Annotated in this window: 20 protein-coding genes, 2 tRNA genes and 1 pseudogene; 3 read left to right on the forward strand and 20 right to left on the reverse strand. The window is 72.5% G+C overall.

Features of this window, described 5'->3' with window-relative positions; all coding sequences use genetic code 11:
• Nucleotides 1-234: 234 nt before the first annotated feature.
• On the reverse strand, nucleotides 235-2100 hold the full coding sequence (gene lepA, locus ABTY04_RS20015) for a translation elongation factor 4 (RefSeq protein WP_352214676.1): 1866 nt from the start codon (nucleotides 2098-2100) through the stop codon (nucleotides 235-237).
• Between the two features lie 235 nt (nucleotides 2101-2335).
• Here lepA and rpsT point away from each other — a divergent pair, with 235 nt between their 5' ends.
• Complete coding sequence (rpsT, locus tag ABTY04_RS20020) at nucleotides 2336-2602, forward strand: 30S ribosomal protein S20 (protein WP_352214677.1); 267 nt, start codon at nucleotides 2336-2338, stop codon at nucleotides 2600-2602.
• A gap of 724 nt (nucleotides 2603-3326) precedes the next feature.
• Here the strand turns inward: rpsT and holA are convergent.
• Entirely contained in the window at nucleotides 3327-4319 is a 993-nt protein-coding gene (gene holA, locus ABTY04_RS20025) for a DNA polymerase III subunit delta (protein WP_352214678.1), read from the reverse strand.
• A 76-nt stretch (nucleotides 4320-4395) separates the two neighbouring features.
• Between holA and ABTY04_RS20030 the strand changes: the two genes are divergently transcribed.
• Complete coding sequence (locus tag ABTY04_RS20030; RefSeq protein WP_352214679.1) at nucleotides 4396-4638, forward strand: hypothetical protein; 243 nt, start codon at nucleotides 4396-4398, stop codon at nucleotides 4636-4638.
• Between the two features lie 20 nt (nucleotides 4639-4658).
• Here ABTY04_RS20030 and ABTY04_RS20035 read toward each other — a convergent pair whose 3' ends face one another.
• From ABTY04_RS20035 to ABTY04_RS20100, 14 genes and pseudogenes are all read right to left on the reverse strand, one after another.
• Entirely contained in the window at nucleotides 4659-5519 is an 861-nt protein-coding gene (locus tag ABTY04_RS20035) for a YceI family protein (protein ID WP_352214680.1), read from the reverse strand.
• Between the two features lie 148 nt (nucleotides 5520-5667).
• A pseudogene (locus tag ABTY04_RS20040) lies at nucleotides 5668-8049 on the reverse strand (ComEC/Rec2 family competence protein); the annotation flags it as partial.
• Complete coding sequence (locus ABTY04_RS20045; protein ID WP_352214681.1) at nucleotides 8046-9035, reverse strand: ComEA family DNA-binding protein; 990 nt, start codon at nucleotides 9033-9035, stop codon at nucleotides 8046-8048. The gene ABTY04_RS20045 and the pseudogene ABTY04_RS20040, both read right to left, overlap by 4 nt.
• Nucleotides 9036-9133: 98 nt before the next feature.
• On the reverse strand, nucleotides 9134-9979 hold the full coding sequence (locus tag ABTY04_RS20050; RefSeq protein WP_352214682.1) for a DegV family protein: 846 nt from the start codon (nucleotides 9977-9979) through the stop codon (nucleotides 9134-9136).
• A 559-nt stretch (nucleotides 9980-10538) separates the two neighbouring features.
• Nucleotides 10539-11282 (reverse strand): hypothetical protein, encoded by a 744-nt coding sequence (locus ABTY04_RS20055; protein WP_352214683.1) that lies wholly within the window; start codon nucleotides 11280-11282, stop codon nucleotides 10539-10541.
• 123 nt (nucleotides 11283-11405) lie between these two features.
• The gene (leuS, locus tag ABTY04_RS20060; RefSeq protein ID WP_352214684.1) at nucleotides 11406-14276 is read right to left on the reverse strand and encodes a leucine--tRNA ligase; all 2871 of its coding nucleotides are present in this window, start codon (nucleotides 14274-14276) and stop codon (nucleotides 11406-11408) included.
• A gap of 255 nt (nucleotides 14277-14531) precedes the next feature.
• Nucleotides 14532-14604 (reverse strand) — tRNA-Ala (locus tag ABTY04_RS20065).
• Between the two features lie 148 nt (nucleotides 14605-14752).
• A complete protein-coding gene (locus tag ABTY04_RS20070) occupies nucleotides 14753-14986 on the reverse strand; it encodes a hypothetical protein (protein WP_008738908.1) in 234 nt (77 codons plus the stop codon).
• A 142-nt stretch (nucleotides 14987-15128) separates the two neighbouring features.
• Nucleotides 15129-15201: transfer RNA gene (locus ABTY04_RS20075), tRNA-Ala, on the reverse strand.
• Nucleotides 15202-15314: 113 nt separating this feature from the next.
• Nucleotides 15315-15971 (reverse strand): histidine phosphatase family protein, encoded by a 657-nt coding sequence (locus tag ABTY04_RS20080; RefSeq protein WP_352214709.1) that lies wholly within the window; start codon nucleotides 15969-15971, stop codon nucleotides 15315-15317.
• Nucleotides 15968-16414: a ribosome silencing factor gene (gene rsfS / locus ABTY04_RS20085; RefSeq protein WP_053786810.1), complete on the reverse strand. Its 447-nt coding sequence runs from the start codon at nucleotides 16412-16414 to the stop codon at nucleotides 15968-15970. The genes ABTY04_RS20080 and rsfS overlap by 4 nt, the downstream gene beginning before the upstream one ends.
• A gap of 108 nt (nucleotides 16415-16522) precedes the next feature.
• A complete protein-coding gene (locus ABTY04_RS20090) occupies nucleotides 16523-18199 on the reverse strand; it encodes an LCP family protein (protein ID WP_352214685.1) in 1677 nt (558 codons plus the stop codon).
• 23 nt (nucleotides 18200-18222) lie between these two features.
• Nucleotides 18223-18840, reverse strand: coding sequence for a nicotinate-nucleotide adenylyltransferase (gene nadD / locus ABTY04_RS20095; protein WP_030862415.1), 618 nt, complete (start codon nucleotides 18838-18840; stop codon nucleotides 18223-18225).
• Between the two features lie 72 nt (nucleotides 18841-18912).
• Nucleotides 18913-19080 (reverse strand): hypothetical protein, encoded by a 168-nt coding sequence (locus tag ABTY04_RS20100; RefSeq protein WP_352214686.1) that lies wholly within the window; start codon nucleotides 19078-19080, stop codon nucleotides 18913-18915.
• A 141-nt stretch (nucleotides 19081-19221) separates the two neighbouring features.
• Here ABTY04_RS20100 and ABTY04_RS20105 point away from each other — a divergent pair, with 141 nt between their 5' ends.
• Entirely contained in the window at nucleotides 19222-20280 is a 1059-nt protein-coding gene (locus tag ABTY04_RS20105; RefSeq protein ID WP_352214687.1) for a M48 family metallopeptidase, read from the forward strand.
• Here ABTY04_RS20105 and ABTY04_RS20110 read toward each other — a convergent pair.
• The 4 genes from ABTY04_RS20110 to ABTY04_RS20125 all read right to left on the reverse strand — a co-directional run bounded on the left by ABTY04_RS20110 (nucleotide 20264) and on the right by ABTY04_RS20125 (nucleotide 24031).
• Nucleotides 20264-21454, reverse strand: a complete 1191-nt coding sequence (locus ABTY04_RS20110; protein WP_352214688.1) for an SCO2583 family membrane protein — start codon at nucleotides 21452-21454, stop codon at nucleotides 20264-20266. The two genes, ABTY04_RS20105 and ABTY04_RS20110, sit on opposite strands and share 17 nt — an antisense overlap.
• A gap of 68 nt (nucleotides 21455-21522) precedes the next feature.
• Nucleotides 21523-22071, reverse strand: a complete 549-nt coding sequence (locus ABTY04_RS20115; protein WP_352214689.1) for an SCO2584 family spore wall biosynthesis protein — start codon at nucleotides 22069-22071, stop codon at nucleotides 21523-21525.
• A 77-nt stretch (nucleotides 22072-22148) separates the two neighbouring features.
• Complete coding sequence (locus ABTY04_RS20120; RefSeq protein ID WP_352214690.1) at nucleotides 22149-23426, reverse strand: glutamate-5-semialdehyde dehydrogenase; 1278 nt, start codon at nucleotides 23424-23426, stop codon at nucleotides 22149-22151.
• A 209-nt stretch (nucleotides 23427-23635) separates the two neighbouring features.
• Nucleotides 23636-24031 (reverse strand): DUF8830 family protein, encoded by a 396-nt coding sequence (locus tag ABTY04_RS20125; RefSeq protein ID WP_352214691.1) that lies wholly within the window; start codon nucleotides 24029-24031, stop codon nucleotides 23636-23638.
• Nucleotides 24032-24101 lie beyond the last annotated feature (70 nt).

Here is a 24101-nt window from a genome sequence, read left to right on the forward strand (position 1 = left end):
CACGCGGCAGGGCCTGTCATCCAAGGCGGTGAATGACGGCTTCCAACAGGGCTTGCAACCAGGGCTTGTAACTGGCGAGTAACCAAGGGGCAGTGATCAGACTAGGGGCCCTCCGCCTGGCGCGTAAGAGCCCTTGAGACGCCGATTCATAACGAAACAGGCCCCTGCGCCTCTGCGCGGGGGCCTGTTCCGTATGCGATCCACGGCAGTTCGAGGCCGTTCAAGCCAGGCGGGCTACTTCTTCTTGCCGCCGGACTCGTCGCTGGAGAGGACGGCGATGAAGGCCTCCTGGGGCACCTCCACCGAGCCGACCATCTTCATGCGCTTCTTGCCTTCCTTCTGCTTCTCCAGCAGCTTCCGCTTACGGGAGATGTCACCGCCGTAGCACTTGGCGAGGACGTCCTTGCGGATGGCGCGGATGGTCTCGCGGGCGATGACGCGCGAGCCGACGGCTGCCTGGATCGGCACCTCGAAGGCCTGCCTCGGGATGAGCTCGCGCAGCTTGGCGACGAGCCGCACGCCGTAGGCGTACGCGGCGTCCTTGTGGGTGACGGCAGAGAAGGCGTCGACCTTGTCGCCGTGCAGCAGGATGTCGACCTTGACGAGGCTGCCGGACTGCTCGCCGGTGGGCTCGTAGTCGAGGGACGCGTAACCGCGCGTCTTGGACTTCAGCTGGTCGAAGAAGTCGAAGACGATCTCCGCGAGGGGGAGGGTGTAGCGGATCTCGACCCGGTCCTCGGAGAGGTAGTCCATGCCGAGCAGCGTGCCGCGGCGGGTCTGGCAGAGCTCCATGATCGCGCCGATGAACTCGGTGGGCGCGAGCACGGTGGCCCGGACGACCGGCTCGAACACGTCCGAGATCTTGCCCTCGGGGAACTCGCTCGGGTTGGTGACCGTGACTTCCTTGCCGTCCTCCATGACGACGCGGTAGACCACGTTCGGCGCGGTGGCGATCAGGTCGAGGCCGAACTCGCGCTCAAGGCGCTCGCGGACCACGTCCAGGTGCAGCAGGCCGAGGAAGCCGACGCGGAAGCCGAAGCCCAGCGCCGCCGAGGTCTCCGGCTCGTAGACGAGCGCGGCGTCGTTGAGCTGGAGCTTGTCCAGGGCCTCGCGCAGGTCCGGGTACTCGGAGCCGTCGAGCGGGTAGAGGCCCGAGAAGACCATCGGCTTCGGGTCCTTGTAGCCGCCGAGGGCCTCGGTCGCGCCGTTGTGCAGGCTGGTGATCGTGTCACCGACCTTGGACTGACGGACGTCCTTCACGCCGGTGATGATGTAGCCCACCTCGCCGACGCCGATGCCGTCGGCCGGGGTCATCTCCGGGGAGGAGACACCGATCTCCAGCAGCTCGTGGGTGGCGCCGGTGGACATCATCCGGATGCGCTCGCGCTTGTTGAGCTGGCCGTCGACCACACGGACGTACGTCACGACACCGCGGTACGAGTCGTAGACCGAGTCGAAGATCATCGCGCGGGCGGGGGCGTCCTTGACGCCGACCGGGGCCGGGACGGTGGCGACGACCTTGTCGAGGAGGGCGTCGACGCCGAGGCCGGTCTTCGCCGAGACCCGCAGGACGTCCTCGGGCTGGCAGCCGACCAGGTTCGCGAGCTCCTCGGCGAACTTCTCCGGCTGGGCGGCCGGCAGGTCGATCTTGTTCAGGACGGGGACGATCGCGAGGTCGTTCTCCATCGCCAGGTACAGGTTGGCGAGGGTCTGGGCCTCGATGCCCTGGGCGGCGTCCACCAGGAGGATCGTGCCCTCGCAGGCGGCGAGGGAGCGCGAGACCTCGTAGGTGAAGTCGACGTGCCCGGGGGTGTCGATCATGTTGAGGATGTGCGTCTTGCCCACGTCCTCGCCCGTGGTGGGCGCCCAGGGCAGTCGGACCGCCTGGGACTTGATCGTGATGCCGCGCTCACGCTCGATGTCCATGCGGTCGAGGTACTGGGCGCGCATCTGCCGCTGGTCGACGACACCGGTGAGCTGGAGCATCCGGTCGGCAAGCGTCGACTTGCCGTGGTCGATGTGCGCGATGATGCAGAAGTTGCGGATCAGCGCCGGGTCGGTACGGCTCGGCTCGGGCACGTGGCTGGGGATCGCGGGCACGCAGTGTCCTGATTCTCGGGTCGCAGTCGGAAGCGTTGTCGGAGCGTCGGTCTGAGCGAAGTCCGGCTCTCGTCGGATCTGTACGCAGGCTCCCATGGTCCCATGGACGGGGCGATGCGCTCGGTTTGGGCCGGTCGGAGCGTGCCTGGTAGCCTGGGCAGCTGTGTCTCGTATGCCCTCTCAGCTGTCGGGACACAATCCGAAGATCAAACTCTGAACCTGAAAAGGCTCTTTCGTGGCGAACATCAAGTCCCAGATCAAGCGGAACAAGACGAACGAGAAGGCGCGCCTGCGCAACAAGGCCGTCAAGTCTTCGCTCAAGACCGCGATCCGCAAGGCCCGCGAGGCCGTGGCCGCCGGTGACGTCGAGAAGGCCACCGTGGCTTCTCGCGCCGCCTCGCGTGCGCTCGACAAGGCCGTCTCGAAGGGCGTCATCCACAAGAACGCCGCCGCCAACAAGAAGTCGGCGCTGGCCTCCAAGGTTGCCACCCTTCAGGGCTGAGCTCTGATGTGATCGCCGGAACGGATCCAGCGGGCCCTCTCTCCCGCTCCTGACCGGCCCCCCGCGCCGCACACGAAGCGTTCGCCACGCGGGTGCGGTGCAACCGAGCAGTGACCGAAGGCCCCGGCCACCCCCTTCCCCAGGGCGGTGGCCGGGGCCTTCGCCTTTCCGGGAACACGCCCCCGCCCCGGCGCGGTCGGCGCTCGGGGTCCGGGCGGCACCCCCGGCGCGGTCGGCGCTTGAGGTACGGGGTGCGGGCGCAGCCCCGGGTGGGGGCACCTCCCAGCGGTAGCCGGGGGAGGGCGAAGGGCGGGGAGGGGCCGGCCCGTGCAGCGGCGCCCCGCCCGGCTCCGGGCCTCGGCGACCGGTCGGGTTCACCGCAAGGTGCATCCAAGCCGGGGGCGGCTCAGCGGGCGAGCCGGCCCGGGCGGGCCCGGGGCGGCATGGGGAGCCCGGGGCAGCGCGGACTCGGCGGGGGCCCGAGGCCAGGGGCCTGGCCGGAGGAGCTAGGCCCTGTCATCAAAGTCCCTCCCCCAGCTACCGCTGGGAGGTGCCCCCAGGCCTGCGACGCCCGGTACCGCACCTCGTCCCCCAGCTACCGCTGGGAGGTGCCCCCAGCGTTGTCGGGGCACCCAAGTACGCCCAGTAATCGGGAGCCCCTCCGCCTTGCGATGCACGGCACCGGACGCCGCGGGCCTGACCGGCGCTACTTTGACGACAGGGCCTAGCGGCGTGCCGGGCGAGCCGCGCGGGCCACTGCCACGACGGCCTTCTCCAGCGCGTACTCGGGGTCGTCGCCCCCGCCCTTGACCCCCGCATCGGCCGCGGCCACGGCACGCAGGGCCTCCGAGACCCCGTCCGCCGACCAGCCCCGCATCTGCTGACGCACCCGGTCGATCTTCCACGGCGGCATGCCGAGATCCCGAGCCAGGTCTCCCGGCCGGGCCCCCCGCGGCGCGGAGGCGAGCTTGCCGATGGCCCGTACCGCCTGTGCCAGCGCGCTGGTGATCAGCACCGGGGCTACGCCGGTGGACAGCGACCAACGCAGGGCTTCGAGTGCCTCTGCGGCCCGGCCTTCGACCGCCCTGTCGGCGACCGTGAAGCTGGAGGCCTCGGCCCGGCCGGTGTAGTAGCGGCCGACCACGGCCTCGTCGATGGTGCCCTCGACGTCCGCGCACAGCTGCGCTGCCGCACTCGCCAGCTCCCGCAGATCGCTCCCGATCGCGTCGACGAGCGTCTGGCACGCCTCCGGGGTCGCCGACCGGCCCAGCGTCCGGAACTCGCCCCGGACGAACGCCAGCCGGTCCGCCGCCTTCGTCATCTTCGGGCAGGCGATCTCCCGGGCCCCGGCCTTGCGGGCCGCGTCCAGCAGCCCCTTGCCCTTGGCCCCGCCCGCGTGGAGGAGCACGAGGATGATCTCCTCGAACGGCGCCGCGAGGTACGCCTTGACCTCCTTGACCGTGTCTGCGGACAGGTCTTGCGCGTTGCGTACGACCAGCACCTTGCGCTCGGAGAAGAGCGAGGGGCTGGTCAGCTCGGCCAGCGTGCCGGGCTGCAGTTGCTCCGGGGCGAGGTCGCGCACGTCCGTGTCGGCGTCGGCGGCCCGGGCGGCCGCCACCACCTCCCGGACGGCGCGGTCGAGCAGCAGGTCCTCCTGCCCCACCGCGAGGGTGAGCGGGGCGAGCGGATCGTCGGTGGAGTTCTTCCTGGTGGCCATCGCGTCCAGCATCCCACGCCGCACTGACAGCCCCCCGCACCGCGGCCTCTCCCACCCCGTATCCGAGAATGGCCCGGTGAACGTGCGACATGTACTGGTGCTGCCCGACCGCGATGCCGCCGAGGAGGTGGCCCAGGAGGCGGTGGACCGCTTCGGCCTCCCCGAGGAGCCGCAGTTGGTCCGCGACGCCCTGGCCGGCGAGGACGACGCCGAGGACGCCCAGTGGCTGGTGGTCGTCGAGGATCCGCAGGAACGGCTCGACGCCACGCTGCTGGACGGCCTCGCCGCCGAGTACGAGGGCTGGCTGGAGTCCCCGTAACGCCCCGCGGGCCCGCTGCTCTAGGCCTTGTGCACGATCTGGATGTCCAGCGCCACTTCCACGCTCGAACCGATCGCCGCTATCCCCTGGGCCAGCACGGACTGCCAGTTCAGGGCGAAGTCCTCGCGGTGCAGCTCGGTGGTGGCCCGGCAGGCCGCGCGAGGTTCGCCTTCCAACCCGGTGCCGAGGCCCAGGTACTCGGTGTCCAGCGTCACCGAGCGGCCGACCCCGTGCAGGGTCAGGGCGCCCGCGACGGCCCAGCGGCTGCCGCTGCGGTGGATGAACCGCTCGCTGTAGAACTCGACCGTCGGATGCCGTGCCGCGTCCAGGAAGTCGGCCGACCGCAGGTGGTCGTCCCGCAGCCGCATCCCGGTGTCGATGCTCGCCGCGTCGATGATCACGTGCATGGAGGAGTCCTCCATGCGGTCGGCTATCCGCACCGCGCCGGCGAAGGTGTTGAAGCGGCCGCGGATCCGGGCGAAGCCGATGTGCTGGGCCGTGAAGCCGATGGACGAATGCGTCGGGTCGAGTTCCCAGTGGCCGGGAGCGGGCAGGAGCGGCGGCTCCACGGCGTCGAGGATGATCTCCCCGGTGCCGGGCTGCGCCGGGTCCCCCACCAGTGTCGCCCCGTGGAAGGGCGCATAGCCCTCGGCGGTGACGGAGAGCCGGTACTCCCCTTCCGGCACGGCCGCGGTGAACCCGCCGTACGGGTCGGTCTCGCCGCTGACGATGCGTCGGCCGATCGGGTCGGTCACCTCGAACTTGGCCTGTCGGACCGGCTGGTGGACCGTGTCGAGGACACGACAGCTGAGCAGGCGCGCCGTATGAGGCAGCGTCAGTGTCGCGGACGTGTGCGGAGCGGCACTTCCGGCCGTCTCCATCCCTCTTCGGCGACCGAACATGGTTGGTGCACCCCCGTGCTGTGTGGACTCGTACCGATCTGGCGAAGACGCATTCGATCATGCTGTCGGGTTGTGGGCAAACAGAAAGCCCGTGTCCGGTATACCCGTGTCGGCGCCGGCGCCGGTGCGAGGCGAACGCCCGCATCCGCGGGCCGCTCCCGGCCACGGCGATCGAGCCGTCGGTGTCGGTGCGCAGTACGGTCGCGCCCGTGGCCCGCAGTCGCGCGAGCGTGGCCGGCGCGGGGTGTCCGTAGCGGTTCCCCCGGCCGACCGGGACGATCGCGAGCCGGGGCCGGATCCGGTCCTGGAGGCCGGAGTCCTGGTGGGCCGAGCCGTGGTGGGCGACCTTGAGGACGTCGACCGGCCCCAGTTCCGGATGGGCCCTCAAGAGGGCCTGCTGCGAAGGCGGTTCGAGATCGCCGAGCAGCAGGAGGGTCAGCCCCGCGCCGCGGACCAGCAGGGCGACACTGGCGTCGTTGGGCCCCTCCGGCCGCGGTCCGTCGGGTGAGGGCCACAGCACCTGCCACTCCAGGGGTCCGGCCCGGCGCCGCTCGCCCGCCGAGGCGGGCATGACGGGTACGTGCGCGGCCGCCGCGGTCCGCCGGACGAACTCGGCCTGAGCCGCGGGCTCTTCCAGCGTGGTGGTCTGAATCACACCCACGGTCCGGTCCTGCAGCACCCCGGACAGGCCGCCGACGTGGTCGGCGTGAAAGTGCGTCAGCAGGAGCAGCGGGACCCGGCGCACCCCCAGGGCGCGCAGGCATTCGTCCACCGGGCCCGGCTGCGGACCGGCGTCGACCACGACGGCCGTGCCCGGGCCGACTGCGAGTACGGCGGCGTCGCCCTGACCCACCGCGCACTGGACGTAGCTCCAGTCGGGCGGCGGCCAGCGGGTGAGCGTACGGGTGAGCTGCGGCGGCCGCAGGACGGCCAGGAGCAGCAGCACGGCCAGTGCGGTGCACACCCACGGCCGGCGCCGGATCCGTGTGCCGATCCCCACGGCGACCAGGGTGGCGGTGGCCAGCAGCACTCCCCCGGTGAGCCCGCCCGGCCAGGCCAGCTCCGCGCCCGGCAGCCGTGCCCCGGCCCGTGCCACCGCGGCGATCCACCCGGCCGGCACCCCGGCGCACCGGGCGAGCAGCTCTGCGACGGGCATGCACAGCGGCGCCGCCGCGAGCGTCGCGAAGCCGAGCACGGTCGCCGGGCCCGCCGCGAGCTCGGCGAGCAGGTTGCAGGGCACCGCCACGAGACTCACCCGGGCCGAGAGCGCGGCGACCACCGGCGCACAGACCGCCTGCGCGGCCGCGGCGGCTCCCAGTGCCTCGGCGAGTCCGGGCCGCATCCCGCGCCGCCGCAGGGCTTCGCTCCAGCGCGGGCCGAGCGTGAGAAGCGACCCGGTGGCCAGGACCGAGAGCAGGAAGCCCGGGCTGCGGGCGAGCCACGGGTCGTGGAGGAGCAGCAGCAGGGCGGCGGCCGCGAGGGCGGGGAGCAGGGATCGGCGCCGCCCGGTGGCGAGGGCCAGCAGGGTGATCGCCCCGCAGGCCGCGGCCCGCAGCACGCTCGGCTCCGGCCGGCACACCACCACGAACGCCAGCGTCAGCGCCGTCCCGCACAGGGCCGTCGCCCGCAGGGACAGCCCGAGGCGGGGTGCGAGCCCGCCCCGCTCGGCGCGCTGTGCGGCGGCGGGCCGGCCGATGAGCAGGAACAGCACCACGGTCAGGTTGGCTCCGGACACGGCGAGCAGGTGCAGCAGGTCGGTGGCCCGGAACGCCTCGTCCAGGTCGGGCGGCACCCGGGAGGTGTCCCCGACCACCAGCCCCGGAAGCAGGGCCCGGGCATCCGGCGCGAGCCCCTCGGTGGCCTCCCGCAGCCCGGCCCGCAGTCTCCCGGCCAACCGCTGGACGGTGTCGGGGCCGCCGGTCACCCGCGGCGGGGTGTCCCCCGCGGGGCGGAACAGCGCCACGGCCCGCTCCCCGCCCCGGCCCGGGGCCAGCCGGGCGACGGCCGCGACGCGGGTGGAGGGCTGGAGCCGGGCCCACTGCGGATGCCCGGCCAGGACCCGTACAGGGGTCTCGACGCGGGTCTGCGTGCCGTCGGGTCCGGTCACCCGGGTCAGCACCGCGTCCAGGACCACCACGGGCGGGCCGTTCCCGCTGCGCGTGGTCCGCGGGTCGGAGCCGACGGTGAGCTCGGCGACAACCCGGGCGTGCTCCCCGGCCAGCCCCACGACCGGCCCGGCCCGCGCCTCGGCCCGCTGGAGGCCTGCCACCCCGGCCCCGGCGGCCGCGCAGAGCAGGACGGCGGCCGCGGCCGGGCCGACCCGCCACAGCGCCTGCGGACGCCGGCAGGCGGCCACGAGCAGCAGCCCCGCGCCGAGGACGGCGAGCCCGGCCCCGACGGCGGTCCTGCCGACCGGTGCGTCAAGGGCGAGGGCGGCCGCCGCCCAGGCGGCCAGCACCGGTACCGCGAGGCGCAGATCCAGCGGGCCCGGGCCCTCGGGGCGCTTCACGGCCGGACCAGTTTGCGCAGATCGGCGAACCGCCGTTCACCGATGCCGTCGACCTGCCGGAGCTCCTCCACCGAGCGGAAGCCGCCGCGGGCGGTGCGGAACTCCACGATGTGCTGCGCCAGCACCGGGCCGACCCCGGGCAGGCCGTCCAGCTGTTCCACCGTGGCCGTGCCGAGGCTCAGCGGGCCGGGGCTGCCGCCTGCACCGCCCCCGGCGCCGGCTCCCGGCCCGGCCGGGGCGGGCTGCACCGGGGCGCCGACCACCACCTGCTCTCCGTCGACCAGCACCCGGGCCCGGTTGAGCCCGGTGGTGTCCGTACCGGGCCGCACTCCCCCGGCGGCGGCCAGGGCGTCCTCGACCCGGGAGCCGGCGGGCAGCCGTCGCACTCCGGGATCGCGGACCTTGCCGCTGACGTCCACGACGATCCGCGGGACGGCGCCTCCACCGGCGGCCGGGGGCCCCGGACTCGGCACCGGAGCCGGAGCCGCCGCCGGAGCCGCCGCCGGGGCGACCACGGAGGGCGCGGCCACCGGCTGCGGCCGGGCGGCCCAGTACTGCTGTGCCCCGACGCCGACCGCGGCGACCAGCACCACCGCCACGGCGGCCACCGTGCGGGGCTCCAGCGCGCACCGGGCCTGCAGCCACACTGGCAGCCGCTCCCGCACGGCGAGCCGGAGCGCGGCTCCGCCGGACAGTCGGGTCACCTCGGACAGCGGGGTCCCCCCTGAGGGCGGGATCCCCTCGGGCGGTCGATCGGCCACGGACCGGATCGCGGGCCCCTGGTCCGCCGCCGCCTCCGGTGGCGGGGCCGGCGGCGGGTGGCTGCCGCCGAGCAGGGCTTCGGCCCGGCGGCGCACCGCGGCGGGCTCGGGATGGTGCGGGTGGGGACGGCCCCGGCGGTGGCGCAGCCGCCCGTCGGAGAGACGGGGACGGCCGGCGCCGCCGGTGGCTCCGTAGGGGTGCGAGGTGCGTGTGCGAAGAGTCATGCAACGAAGGTAGGGACGATTCCCGACCTCAGTTCGGATTTATCAATTCCGGTGGATATCCCGGTTCTTGTGGAAAACCCCGCCACTCGTTCCGGTGATCAGCGGGGCGAGACGACCGCCGCCAGCAGCCCCGGTCCCGTGTGCGCTCCGATCACCGCGCCGACCTCGCTGACGTGCAGCTCGACCAGACCGGGGACGCGTTCGCGCAGCCTCTGCGCCAGCTTCTCCGCCCGCTCGGGGGCCGCGAGGTGGTGCACCGCCACGTCGACACTGCCCGCCCCGGCCCGTTCGACGGCCAGCTCCTCCAGGCGGGCGATGGCCTTGGACGCCGTACGCACCTTCTCCAGCATCTCGATCCGCCCGCCCTCCAGCGTGAGCAGCGGTTTGACGGCGAGGGCCGAGCCGAGGAGGGCCTGGGCGGCCCCGATACGGCCGCCGCGGCGCAGGTAGTCGAGGGTGTCGACGTAGAAGTACGCCGACATGTTCGCGGCCCGCTTCTCGGCGGCGGCCACGGCTTCGTCGACGGAGCCGCCCGCCTCGGCCGCCTCGGCTGCGGCGAGGGCGCAGAACCCGAGGGCCATCGCGACCATGCCGGTGTCGACGACGCGGACGGGAACCGGGGCGGTCCTGGCGGCGACCACGGCGGCGTCGTAGGTGCCCGAGAACTCGGCGGACAGGTGCAGGCTGACGATGCCGGCCGCGCCGGCCTCAGCGGCCGCCTGGTAGGCCCGTACGAACTCCTCCGGGCTGGGGCGGGAGGTGGTGACCGGGCGGCGCTTCTGCAGAGCCAGGGCGAGGCTGCGGGCCGAGATCTCGGTGCCCTCCTCAAGGGCCTCGTCGCCGAGGACCACCGTCAGCGGGACGGAGGTGATTCCGTGCCGCGTCATGGCCGGTTGGGGCAGGTAGGCCGTGGAATCGGTGACGATCGCGACATGGCGGGACATGAGCCGGAGGTTACCGCCAGTGGGGGTGGGACGGCAGCCCGACCCCTGGCCGGGGAGGGGTGGCGGCTTCGCGGCCGGCCGCGTCGTCCGCCTGCCGGCGGTGGCCCCGCCGCGTCGGGCGGCACTCGGCACCGGGCTGCCCGCCGCGTGTCGGCGCGCCACCGGGTCGACAGCCCGCTGACCTCAGCGCGCCACCGGTCGGCTGCCCGACTGCCCACTGCACGCCGCAGGCAGCCGGGCAGCACGGTCTGCCGGCAGGCCGGTCCGCACGTCGGCCGGTAGGCCGTCGGCACGGCCACACGTCGCCGGTAGGCCGGCCGACCCTGGCGTCAAACGCTCAGGTCGTCGTCCTGGGGCGCGCAGCCTTCCGCCGCGGGCGGCGCATCCGCGGGGCCGACGGGTTCAGTGCCGTCGGCGCAGGGCCCGCGGTACCCCTGACTCACTGGCACGCCCGCCGGCCCGTCCGCGCGGGGCCTCCGGCGGGGGGGGGGGGGCACGCGGTGCGCCCTGCGTCCCGCCGGGCGCTCCGCGCCGCCCGGCCGGCCATCGCGTCAGCCGCTCAGGTCGTCGTCTCCGGACGCGGGGCCTTCTGCCACGGGTGGCGCGTCGGCGGGGCCGACGGGTTCAGGGCCGCCGGCGCAGGGCCCGCGGTACGCCCCGGGGGCTCCGGCGCCCGCCCGGCGGACCCGGCCGAGGGCGACTGCTGGGCGTCCCACGCCGCTGCCGCCGCCGCGAGGTCGTCCGCCGGTTCCCGGGACCAGTCCCGCAGCGCCCCCGATTCGACCTCGATCTGCGCCGACAGCGTCGAAAGGTCGTCCTCGGCGAAGCGCCGGGCGCGGTCACGGGCGGCCCACCGCAGCGAATCCGCCGCCTGCGTGATCTTGACGGTGCGTTCCTTCAGGTCGGGCAGCATCCCGGCGATCCGACCCCGGTCCGGCTCCTGCTCCAGCCGCTTCAGCTCGTCGTCCAGCTCGTGCCCGTGGGCGCTCAGCCGCTCGAAGAGCCCCAGCGACTCCTTCAGCGAGGCGTCCGTACGGGCGCCCTCGGTCAGCGCCTGCTGCGTGGCCCGCATCGATGTGCGCAGGTCCAGGCGCAGCTGTGCCAGCGACCCGGCGACCCCGACCTGCCCGAGGCTCTTCGCCCTCAGCGCGGTGTCCTCCACGGTCCGGCGGGCCTGCGTGATCGTACGGTCCACCCCGCGCTTCGCCGCGCCGACGACCTTCGCCGTGGCCCACACGCCGAGCCCCAGGAGGGCGAACAGCACCACCAGGAAGATCATGATGACCAACGCGCCTGCGTCCATGAGGGCCCCTTCCCCTGCCTTTTCCGTCCCCTCCCACCGTAAACGCCACGGGCAGGCCAGGGGTTCCAAACGAACCCCCAACCTGCCCGTACGGGAATACCCCTAGATCAGGGGCACGACGCCTCAGACGACGATGTTCACCAGCTTCGGCGCACGGACGATCACCTTGCGGATCTCGGCCCCGCCCAGCGCCGCCACGACCGCCTCGTCGGCCAGCGCCAGCTGCTCCAGGTCACCCTCGGAGATCGTCGGCGGCACCTCCAGGCGGGCCTTGACCTTGCCCTTGATCTGGACGACGCAGGTCACGCTCTCGTCCACGACGTACGCCGGGTCCGCGACCGGGAAGTCCTGGTGGACCACCGAGCCGGTGTGGCCCAGGCGGTGCCACAGCTCCTCCGCGATGTGCGGGGCCAGCGGGGCGATCAGCAGCACCAGCCGCTCCGCGACCGAGCGCTCCAGCGGGCGGCCGGCCTTGGTCAGCGCGTTGTTCAGCTCGGTGATCTTCGCGATGGCGGTGTTGAAGCGCAGCCCCGCCATGTCCGCGCCGGCCCCGTCGATCGCCTTGTGCAGCGCGCGCAGGGTGTCCTCGCCCGGCTCGCCGTCCACGACGGTGACCGCGCCGGACTCCTCGTCCACGATGTTGCGCCACAGGCGCTGCAGCAGCCGGTACTGGCCCACCACGGCCCGGGTGTCCCACGGGCGCGAGACGTCCAGCGGGCCCATCGCCATCTCGTACAGGCGCAGGGTGTCGGCGCCGTACTCCTCGCAGATCTCGTCCGGCGTGACGGCGTTCTTCAGGGACTTGCCCATCTTGCCGTGCTCACGCTTGACCTGCTTGCCCTCGAAGAACCAGGCCCCGTCGCGCTCCTCGACCTCGGCCGCCGGGACGTACACACCGCGCTCGTCGGTGTAGGCGTACGCCTGGATCATGCCCTGGTTGAACAGCTTGTGGAACGGCTCGGCGGAGGAGACGTGGCCCAGGTCGAACAGCACCTTCGACCAGAAACGGGCGTACAGCAGGTGCAGCACCGCGTGCTCGGCGCCGCCCACGTACAGGTCGACGCCGCCGTGCGGCGCGCCCTCGCGCGGTCCCATCCAGTACTTCTCGATCTCCGGGTCGACCAGTGCGTCCCCGTTGTCCGGGTCCAGGTAGCGCAGCTCGTACCAGCAGGAGCCGGCCCAGTTGGGCATGGTGTTGGTCTCGCGGCGGAAGGAGCGCACGCCGCGCCCGTCGCCCAGGTCCAGCTCGACGTTGACCCAGGCCTCGTTGCGCGACAGCGGGGTCTCCGGCTTCGACGCCGCGTCGTCCGGCTCGAACGTGCGCGGCGAGTAGTCCTCGACCTCGGGCAGTTCCAGCGGCAGCATCGACTCGGGCAGCGGGTGCGCGACGCCGTCCTCGTCGTAGACGATCGGGAAGGGCTCGCCCCAGTAGCGCTGGCGGCTGAACAGCCAGTCACGCAGACGGAAGTTGACCGTCCCCTCGCCGATGCCCTGCTCGGCCAGCCATGCCGTGATGGCGGCCTTCGCCTCGACGACGCCCAGGCCGTCCAGCGAGACGCCCTCGCCCGTCGAGTTCACGATGGTGCCGTCGTACGAGGAGAACGCACCGTCCCACTCGGCCGGGTCGGCGTCGCGGTCGTCCGAGGGCTCCACGACGCAGCGCATCGGCAGCTCGAAGGCGCGCGCGAACTCGAAGTCGCGGCTGTCGTGCGCCGGGACGGCCATGATCGCGCCGGTGCCGTAGCCCATCAGCACGTAGTCGGCGATGAAGACGGGGACCAGGTCGCCGCTGACCGGGTTGGTCGCGTACGCGCCGGTGAAGACACCGGTCTTGTCCTTGGCCTCGGCCTGCCGCTCGACGTCCGACTTCCCGGCGGCCTGCTTGCGGTACGCGTCGACGGCCTCGCCGGGGGTCGCGGCGCCGCCGGTCCACACCTGGTGCGTGCCCTCGGGCCACTCGGCCGGGACGATCTTGCCGACCAGCTCGTGCTCGGGCGCCAGCACCATGTAGGTGGCGCCGAACAGGGTGTCGGGACGCGTGGTGAACACCGTGATGGCGTCGTCGCCGACCGCGAAGTCGACGCGCGCGCCCTCGCTGCGGCCGATCCAGTTCCGCTGCTGCAGCTTGATGGCCTCGGGCCAGTCCAGCGCGTCCAGGTCGTCCAGCAGCCGGTCGGCGTACGCGGTGATCCGCATGTTCCACTGGCTCAGCTTGGCCTTGAAGACCGGGAAGTTGCCGCGCTCGGAGCGGCCGTCCGCGGTGACCTCCTCGTTGGCCAGTACGGTGCCCAGCCCGGGGCACCAGTTCACGGGCGCGTCCGAGGCGTACGCCAGCCGGTACCCGTTGAGTACGTCGGCCCGCTCGCCCGCGGTCAGCGCGGCCCAGGAGCGGCCCCCGGGGACCTCGCGGGAGCCGTCCTCGAAGGCGGCGACCAGCTCGGCGATCGGGCGGGCCTTGGCCGCGTCCGCGTCGTACCAGGAGTTGTAGATCTGCAGGAAGATCCACTGGGTCCACTTGTAGTAGCCCGGGTCGATCGTCGCGAACGAGCGGCGCTTGTCGTGGCCCAGGCCCAGGCGGCGCAGCTGGACCTTCATGTTCTCGATGTTCGCCTCGGTGGACACGCGCGGGTGCGTGCCGGTCTGCACGGCGTACTGCTCGGCCGGCAGGCCGAAGGCGTCGAAGCCCAGGGTGTGCAGGACGTTGTGGCCGGTCATCCGCTGGTGGCGGGCGAAGACGTCGGTGGCGATGTACCCCAGCGGGTGACCGACGTGCAGGCCCGCACCGGACGGGTACGGGAACATGTCCATGATGAACTTCTTGGGCCGCGCGACGACCGCCGGGTCCCCGGCCAGGTCACCGGACGGGCTCGGGGCCTCGTAGGTGCCCTGCGCGTCCCATACGTCCTGCCAGCGTGCCTCGATGTCGGCGGCCACGGCAGCCGTGTAACGGTGCGCCTCGGCCGCCTCGGGGGCCGGGGTGTTCGTCTCGCTCATGATTCCTGAAGCTCCATCGATCGTCTCTGCCGTCTCTGCCTGCCCAAACGAAAAAACCCCTCGCACAGGAGGGGGCGCCGCGCCGATGCCGACCGTTCGAGGGTCGGCACTGATCAGCGCGGCTCGGTAAGCAGAAGGCGTACGGCACGCATGGCGTCAGGGTACCGCAGCGGTCCCGGCGGCCGCTCGGCCGTTCCGAGGCACGGACACGACGAGAAGCAGGCCACCCGATCCGGGTGGCCCGCTTCTCTTCTGTGGAGCTAAGGAGAATTGAACTCCTGACCTCCTGCATGCCATGCAGGCGCTCTACCAACTGAGCTATAGCCCCTTGTTTCTCTGCCGCCGGGCCCCTGCCCGGTTTCCCTTGCCGGTTCCCCCTGGCGACATCGAGAACATTACACGGTCATGGCCCAGGTCCAAAAATCGGTTTCCGGGCGCTCCGGCTTGCCCGGTTCATCCCGTTCCGTGCTGCGGCTCTACGCCCTGGCGAACTGGTAGAACCGCTTGAGCGTGCAGTGCTCGTCGAGCAGCCGGCCGTAGATCGGCTCCCCTTCCAGCTCGCGGTACGTCTCGATCGGGTCGCCTTTTATGATCAGCGCCCGCGCGCATTCCTCGCACCAGTACTGGTAGTCGGGGTTGACCGGGTCCATGTCCCGCACGATCGGCGTGCCGTTGTTGCACCAGTCGCACCGCCGCCGGTGTGCACCCATCCGTCAGCGACTCCCTCCCGCGTCGGGCCGTCGACTCCCCCTCCGGCGGTCCGATTCTGCCACGCGGGTACGGGGCAGGTCAGCAAGCACCGAAGGACAAACGGAAGGATCCCGCCCCCTGTTGGGGACGGGATCCTGATTGTGGAGCTAAGGAGAATTGAACTCCTGACCTCCTGCATGCCATGCAGGCGCTCTACCAACTGAGCTATAGCCCCGCTCTCCGCTGCGCTTCCCTCCGTTTCCGGTGTTCTGCGCTGCGAACAAGAAGAACTCTAGCCTGTGACCAGCCGGAAAGTGAAATCCGGGCCGGAGCCGCCCTGAGGCGGGCTCAGTCGTCGTCGCCGAGCACCGGTTCCGGCAGCGTGCCGGCGTTGTGCTCCATCAGGCGCCAGCCGCGCGCGCCCTCGCCGAGGACGGACCAGCAGCAGTTGGAGAGCCCGCCCAGGCCCTCCCAGTAGTACGCCTCCAGGCCCAGCAGCCGGCCGATGGTCGTACGGATGGTCCCGCCGTGGCTGACCACGACGAGCGTGCCGCCCTCCGGCAGCCGGCCGGCGTGCTCCAGCACCACCGGCGCCGCCCGGTCGGCGACCTCGGTCTCCAGCTCGCCGCCGCCGCGGCGCACGGGCTCGCCGCGCTTCCACGCGGCGTACTCCTCGCCGTACTTCCCGAGGATCTCGTCGTGCGTCAGGCCCTGCCACACACCCGCGTACGTCTCGCGCAGAGCGGCGTCGTGCGCCACGGGCAGGCCCGTCACCGCGGCCAGCTCGGCGGCCGTGGCGGAGGCCCGCCGCAGGTCGGAGGCCACGATGGCGTCGGGCTTCAGCGAGGCGAGCAGCCGGGCGGAGCGGCGCGCCTGCGCCACACCCGTCTCGGTCAGCTCGATGTCCGTGGATCCCTGGAAGCGCCGCTCCAGGTTCCACGAGGTCTGGCCGTGCCGCCAGAGGACGATCTTCCGCCCGGTCTTCCCGGTGGCCGTCGTGCTCAGAACAGATCACCGTCCAGGTCGTCGTCGCCCGCGGCCTCGCGCAGCTTGGCGTGCTCCTCCGCCTTGCCCTTGGTGAGCTTGGCGTCCTCGGGCAGCTCGATCTCGGGGCAGTCCTTCCACAGGCGCTCCAGCGCGTAGAAGACCCGCTCCTCGCTGTGCTGCACGTGGACGACGATGTCGATGTAGTCGAGCAGGATCCAGCGGGCGTCGCGGTCGCCCTCGCGGCGCACCGGCTTGGCGCCGAGCTCCTTGAGCAGGCGCTCCTCGATCTCGTCGACGATCGACTTGACCTGGCGGTCGTTGGGCGCCGAGGCGAGCAGGAAGGCGTCGGTGATCGACAGCACGTCGCTGACGTCGTACGCGATGATGTCGTGCGCGAGCCGGTCGGCCGCGGCCTGGGCGGCGGCGGTGATGAGCTCGATGGAGCGGTCCGTGGCGGTCACTGGCCATGCTTTCGGGTTGGCGGGCAGATCCTTACAAGGGTCTCATGTACCGCCGACCCCGCCCGCGCGGAAGGTCCCGCGCGGGCGGCGGCCCCGCTCGCCGCCCGGTCAGGACGGTTTGTAGTCCTTGCCCAGAATCACCACGACGTCGGCGTTCACGGCGTTCTCGCCCTTCTTCACGGCGGTCTCCGGCAGCCCCAGCGTCTTGGCGACCTCGACCGCCTTCGCCCGCTGGGCGTCGTCCTGGTACGTGATCTGCGTGGCCGGCTGGGTCTTGTCGGCCTTGCCGCCGTCCACGAAGGCGTAGCCGCCGTTCAGCAGCGCCGCCTTGGCCGCGGTCTGCGTCTTGTCGTCACCGGTGGCGTCCTTGAGGCCGACGCGCGCGGCGGTGCCGGCCTGGGCCGCCGTGGTGCTGCCGCCGAGCACCTCCTTGACGACGTTCTTGTTGGCGTCGTCGGTGAGCGTGCCGTCCGGCTTCACGGCGAGGACGTCCGTGCGGTACGCACCTTCCTTGGCGTGCTCGCCCAGCCTGGCCAGCAGGGCGCCGAGGGTCTGGGCGTTCAGGGAGGGGTCGAGGATCTGGCCCATGCTCTCGACCGTGACGGTCGCCGACTTCGGGTCGCCGGGGACCTTGCGCAGCACCCCGTAGAGCACCTTGCCGAAGCGGTCCAGCTGCTTGGCCTCGGGCTCGCCCTGGGCGCGGTGGGTGGCGTACGCGACGGCCATCGCACCGCTGAGGTGCTGCTTCGGGCCCTGCCCCACGGCCGGGATCTTCGCGGCGTCGTCCGCGGGAACCGCGGTGTCGGTGTCGACCTCGATGCCGCCGACCAGCTCGACCAGGTTCTCCAGGAAGGGGGTGTCCAGGCGCCAGGTGCCGCCGATGTGGGTGCCGAGCACCGAGTCGAGGGAGTCCCGTACGCCCAGACCGCCGTCCTCGACCGCCTTGCCGAGGGCCGTGCCGGTGCCGTCGTCCTTCGGGACGCCCATCGTGTTCGGCAGCAGGACGGTGGCGCCCTTCTTGGTGGTGACGTTGTCGACGAGCAGCGCCGTGGAGGTGCCGCCCTTCTTGGTGTTGTGCAGGTGGACGACGATCATGTCGCGCTTCTGCGGTCCGGCGGCGGCCGCGGCGTCCTGCTTCTGCCCGGGGCCGTCGAGGAACGGCAGCCTGCCCGTGTACCAGAGATAGCCGGCACCGCCGACGACGAAGAGGGCGAGGACCACGATGAGGGCGACCACCCGGTTGCGGCCGCGGCGGCGGGCCTCCTCCCGGCGCTCGGTCCGGCTCTCGGTGAACTTGAGCCAGTCGATGACGTCCTCGGAGTCCTCGTCCGGCTGGTCGATGAAGGCGAACTGCTCGGTGCGGTAGTCCGGGGCCGGCTGCCCGTCCTCGGCCCGGCGCGGCTGGGGGACCTGGGCGAGGCGCGGCGGCCGGGGATCCGCGGGGGCCGGGGCGGGGGGCTCGGGGGTGGCCTGCTGCGGGATCCACTGGCGGGTCTGCTGCGTGTCGTACCCGTAGGCGGGGGCCTGCGGGTAGTCCTGCCGGCCGTACTCGGGGGCGGCGGGCTGCTGCGGCTGCTGCGGGTAGTACGCCTGCTGCTGCCCGCCGTGGCCCTGGTGGTCGTAGCCGTACTGCTGCTCGTACTGCTGTTGGTACTGCTGCCCGGCGGCGGGCTGCGCGGGCGCCTGGCCGTACACCGGCCGCCCGTACGCGTCGTAGCCGATGAGCTGCTGCTCCTGGGCTGCGTGCGGATGGTGCCGGTCGTACGGATCCTGTCGGTCGTTCACCGCGGGCCCCTTTCTCCGGAAGCTCAGGCTCCCCGGTACAGCTCACGCTTGTCGATGTAGCGCACCACACCGTCGGGCACCAAATACCAGACAGGATCCCCCTGGGCGACCCGTGTGCGGCAGTCCGTGGAGGAGATCGCCAGCGCGGGCACCTGCACCAGGGAGACGCCGTCCTCGGGGAGCCCGTCGTCGGTGAGCACGTGGCCCGGCCGGGTCACTCCGATGAAGTGGGCGAGCGAGAAGAGCTCGTCGGCGTTCCGCCAGGTCAGGATCTGGGCGAGGGCGTCGGCACCGGTGATGAAGAACAGGTCGGCGTCTTCGTTCAGCGCGCTCAGATCACGCAGGGTGTCGATCGTGTACGTCGGCCCGCCGCGGTCGATGTCGATGCGGCTCACCGAGAACTGGGGGTTCGAGGCCGTCGCGATGACCGTCATCAAATAGCGGTCCTCGGCGGGGGACACGGCGCGCTGCGACTTCTGCCACGGCTGGCCGGTCGGTACGAACACCACCTCGTCGAGGTGGAACAGGGCGGCCACTTCGCTGGCGGCCACCAGGTGTCCGTGGTGGATCGGGTCGAATGTCCCGCCCATCACTCCGAGCCGGCGCTTGACCGGGCCGGTAGGCATCTCCTGCTCTCCCATGAGCGCAGAGCCTACTGGCCCGGCGGAGCGGCGCGGACCCGCGTTCGAGCGTGCGAGCGAGCGACGGCAGCGTCAGCGGTCGCGGTTCAGGCGCGTGGTCACCCAGAGCATCAGGAGCAGGACGCACAGCGCGCCGCCACCGGTCAGGAACGGGTTCAGGCTGTCGTGGTTGCCGCCCTGCTGCTCGGCGCCCTCCGACGCGAGAACGACCAGGTTGTGGGCGGTGGTGGAGAGGCTCATCAGGCAGATACCTATCGAGTCGGGGAGCGAGCGGAGACTTCGCTCACATCGTATGCGGGGGCCTGGGGCACGCTCACGCCGACTCAGGCGTTGGAGAGGATAGACGCAGATGTACTCAGGCCGACCGAGGGGGAGGGCGTTATGACGGAGACCGGGTTCGAGAAGGTGCCGGCGCGGGACCGCAGGAGGTTCCCCGGCATTTCCTCGCGCGCGTACGAGCACCCGGCGGACCGCTCGGCGCTGGTGGCGCTGCGCAAGCTGAGCGGGTTCGACACCGTGTTCAAGGCCCTGAGCGGACTGCTTCCGGAGCGGAGCCTGCGCCTGCTGTTCCTGTCCGACTCCGTCCGGGTGGGCGAGACGCAGTTCCCGCACCTGTACGCCATGCTCCGCGACGCCTGCTACATCCTGGACCTGGAGCGGGTCCCGCAGATGTACGTGCAGCAGGACCCGAGGCCGAACGCCATGTGCATCGGCCTGGACGAGCCGATCATCGTGGTGACCACGGCCCTGGTCGAGCTGCTCGACGAGGAGGAGATGCGGGCGGTCGTGGGCCATGAGGTGGGCCACGCGCTGTCGGGGCACTCCGTGTACCGCACGGTGCTGCTGTTCCTCACGAACCTGGCGCTGAAGGTGGCGTGGATCCCGCTGGGCAACGTGGCGATCACGGCGATCGTGACCGCGCTGCGCGAGTGGTTCCGCAAGTCGGAGCTCTCGGCGGACCGGGCGGGGCTGCTGGTGGGGCAGGACGTGCACGCCTCGATGCGGGGCCTGATGAAGCTCGCGGGCGGCAACCACCTCCACGAGATGAACGTGGACTCCTTCCTGGCCCAGGCCGAGGAGTACGAGGCGGGCGGCGATCTGCGCGACTCCGTGCTGAAGATCCTCAACATGCTGCCTCGGACGCACCCGTTCACCACCGTGCGGGCGGCCGAGCTGAAGAAGTGGTCGCAGAGCCGGGACTACCAGCGGATCATGGACGGCCACTATCCGCACCGGGAGGACGACAAGGACGCGTCGGTGACGGATTCCTTCCGGGAGTCGGCCACGCACTACGCGGACGCGGTGCGCACCAGCAAGGACCCGCTGTTCAAGCTGGTCGGCGACATCGCGGGCGGCGCGGCCGACGTCGGCGGCAAGCTGCGCGACAAGTTCACCGGGGCGGCCGGCGGCTCGGGCAAGGGAGCTACGGAGCAGGACTGACGGGGGCGGTCCCGCCGGCCGGGGCGGTCGGGGCGGTCCCGTCGGCCGTGGGCGGCGCGAGCACGCCGCACAGCCCGGCGGTGCGCCTCGGGGTGCCGCTGGCGTACGGATCGCTCGCGGCCGGGCCGACCGTGGTCGGCCCGGCCCCGGCCAGGACCGGGCGGAAGCCTTCGGCGGGCTCGGTGGAGCAGTCCTGCGGACCGGCCATCACATAGGCCGAGACCAGCTCCGCCCGCCGGGCTGCCAGGTCTTCCCGGTCGAAGCGCAGCCGCAGCTCGCGCCGGACGGCGAAGAGCGAGGCGCCGTCGGCGGCGGCCGGGGATCCGGTGGCGGGGCGCACGGCGTACACGAAGGTGTGGTCGGTGTTCACCTCCAGCACGTCCGCGGAGAGCTCCTCGAAGGCCAGGGCCCCGTTCACCCGGACCCGGGTGTCGGCCACGACGGCCGTGCGCGGGTCGAAGCGGACCAGCCAGCCGGTGGCCGCGTGCCGCCCGTCTCCGGAGGGCGCGCTCATGCTGAGGTCGAACTGCGCCAGCTGGTCGGGATCGAGCAGGACCCGCACGGGCCGGGTGGCCGCGCCGGCCAGTACGTCCGGGTCCAGCGAGGACTGCACCAGGTAGTCCTTGGCGACGGACAGCGCCGTCAGGACCTGCCCCTCGGTGAAGTGCCCGGTGCGGCGCACGGCGGGCAGGGTGATCCCGGCCGCGCCGACGCGGTACTCGGCCGCCGGGCTCTTCGCGTACAGGTCGGCGGGCAGCCCGCCGGGCACGGGGACGGCGGGCGCGAGGGGCACGACCGTGCTGCTCAGCGGACCCGTCCGGACCGCGGACGGAGGTACGGCCGGATTGCGCAGGCCCATGTAGACGGCCATGGCGAAGGCCACGGCTATGAGGAGCACGAGGAGCATGCCCTGTCGGGCGCCTCGGCCGGGGGTGCTGGTCCGGGACCGCGAGGGGCCGCTGCCGGACCAGATGGACCGGCTGCGTACGGCCCGTGCGTGTGCGCCCATGCGCTCCTGGGCGGAGAACTCCTGGAGCCGGGCAGCGCGGACGAAGTCCTCGTCGAACACCACCGAGCGGTACTCGTCCGACCGGTAATCGTCCGAGCGGAACTCCTCGTCGCCCCCGCCGATGCCGTCGGGGTTGCCGTCGGGTGGATCTCCTGGCACGGCCATTGCTTCTCCCCGCTGTCCCCGCTTCAGAGAAGCCCCCAGCTCCGGCGAACGCGAGTGGGGTCGTACCTTCAGGGTTGGCGGCCGACGGGGTACATAAACGCCCCGGCGCCGCTGACTTCCGTCAGCGGGGTGCTGGCGGGCGCGGGAGCGTGGTCCGCGTCGCCGGACGCGCTGCGGTAGACGGCGCTGAAGGCGAGGGCGACCATGCCGAGGCCCATCACGAAGGCGAGTACCCAGGCGACGGGGCGCAGCCAGGGCGAGCGGCCCCGGTAGGGGCGCAGGACGCCGCCGTAGGCCCCGTACGGGCCTTCTGCGTAGGCGGGGCCGTGTTCCCAGCCGGGTTCGTCGATGCCGTAGCCGTCGGGGCGGCCGTAGCCGTATCCGTCGTAGTCGTCGTCGGAGGTCCAGCCTCCGGCGACTGCGCGGGCTGCTTCCGCCTCCGCGCGTGCCCGGTCGGCGGCACGCTGGCGCTCTGCGGCGCTCGGTTCATGGATCTCGGCGTTCCGGACGAAGTCCTCGTCGAACACCACGGAGGCGAAGTCCTGATCCGCGCCTCCGCGGTCGTCGTTGTCGGGGTCCCCGTCGTCCGGGAACTTGCCCCCCACGTCGTCCGGCACAGCAACAGCGTAGACCTGGGGGGCCGCTTTGGGCAGCGTCTTCGGCGAATTCCGGCCACCCGGTGTTCGGTGTCCGACTACCGAACGTGACCGTCGCCGGTGACGATGTACTTGGTCGAGGTCAGCTCCGGAAGGCCCATCGGGCCCCGGGCGTGCAGCTTCTGGGTGGAGATTCCGATCTCGGCGCCGAAGCCGAACTGGCCACCGTCCGTGAACCGGGTGGAGGCATTCACGGCGACCGTGGTCGAGTCGACCAGCTGGGTGAAGCGGCGGGCGGCGGCCTGCGAGGTGGTGACGATCGCCTCGGTGTGGCCGGAGGTCCAGCGGCGGATGTGGGCGACGGCGTCGTCGAGGGAGTCCACGACGCCGGCGGCGATGTCGTAGGAGAGGTACTCGGCGGCCCAGTCCTCGTCGGTGGCGGGGAGCACGGTGGCCTTGGAGTCCGCGCCGGCGGCGAGGACCCGGTCGTCGCCGTGCACGGTGACGCCGGCGTCGGCGAGGGCGTCGAGGGCGCGGGGCAGGAAGGCGCCGGCAATGTCGCGGTGCACGAGGAGGGTCTCGGCGGAGTTGCAGACGGAGGGCCGCTGGGCCTTGGAGTTGACGAGGATGTCCACGGCCATGTCGAGGTCGGCCTGGGCGTCGACGTAGACGTGGCAGTTGCCGGTACCGGTCTCGATGACCGGGACGATGGACTCCTCGACGACGGTCTTGATGAGGGAGGCGCCGCCGCGCGGGATGAGGACGTCGACAAGGCCGCGGGCGCGCATCAGCTCGCGGACGGAGTCGCGGGACTCGCCGGGGACCAGCTGGATCGCGTCGGCGGGCAGGCCGGCGCTCTCGACGGCGTCGCGGAGGATGGCGACGAGTGCGGTGTTGGAGGCGTAGGCGGAGGAGCTGCCGCGCAGGAGGACCGCGTTGCCGGACTTGAGGCAGAGGGCGGCGGCGTCGACGGTCACGTTGGGGCGGGCCTCGTAAATGATGCCGACGACGCCGAGCGGGACGCGGATCTGGCGGAGGTCGATCCCGTTGGGGAGGGTGGAGCCGCGGACGACCTCGCCGACGGGGTCGGGGAGGGCGGCGACGTCCCGGACGTCGGAGGCGATGGCCGCGACGCGCTCCGGGGTGAGGGTGAGGCGGTCGATGACGGTCTCGCTGGTGCCGGCGGCGCGCGCCTTGTCGGTGTCGACGGCGTTGGCGGCGACGATCTCGGCGGTGCGGGCCTCCAGGGCGTCCGCGATGGCCAGGAGCGCGGTGTCCTTGGCGGACCGCGGGAGGGGGGCGATGGCCGCGGCGGCCGTACGGGCCGCTTGCGCGGTGGCGATCACGGGCGAGACGGTGGCGTCGAGCGAGGTCATGCCGCCCAGGGTAGTCCCCGGCCCGGCACGGCCCGGCGGGGTTCCATCCCGCGAGACGGTCACGGCCGGGCCGTGGGCACCGGGGCGTGGCCATGGACGGGCGCCGCTGCACGGGGCTCTCCCCCACCCCGCCCTTTCTCCGTATCCCGGGCTCCGCCCGGACCCGCTCCTGGGGGCTCCGCTCCGGCCGAGCCGCGCGAGGCGCGGGTTCAGTAAGGATGCACGCCCACCGGGTGGGCCGGGGGTGGGCCGTAGCCCTCGGCGACACGCAGGTGGTAGGTGGCGCGGTCGATGACCTCCAGGCCGACGATCTCCCACGGCGGGAGCTGCGCCGAGGAGCGGTGTTCGCCCCACAGGCGCAGGGCGACGGCCGCGGCGTCGTGGAGGTCGCGGGCCTCCTCCCAGTACCGGATCTCCGCGTGGTCGTCGGCGTATCTGCTGGTCAGCAGGAAGGGGTGGTCATGGGCCAGCTGTTCCAGCCCGCGCCGGACCTCGGACAGGGGCGCCGGCTTGCCCGAGACGCTCAGGGTGACGTGCCAGAGGCGGGAGACGTCGTCGCCGCGTTCGTCCCCGCCGCCGCTGATGCTGGTCAGCGCTCGTCTCACCAGCCGCCTCCTGTCTGCGCCATGCCTGTCCGCCCTTCACAGTTGACCAGTCCCCGGCCCGCCGCGCGGC

It is taken from the genome of Streptomyces sp. NPDC097981, from assembly GCF_040302565.1.
Taxonomy (GTDB): domain Bacteria; phylum Actinomycetota; class Actinomycetes; order Streptomycetales; family Streptomycetaceae; genus Streptomyces.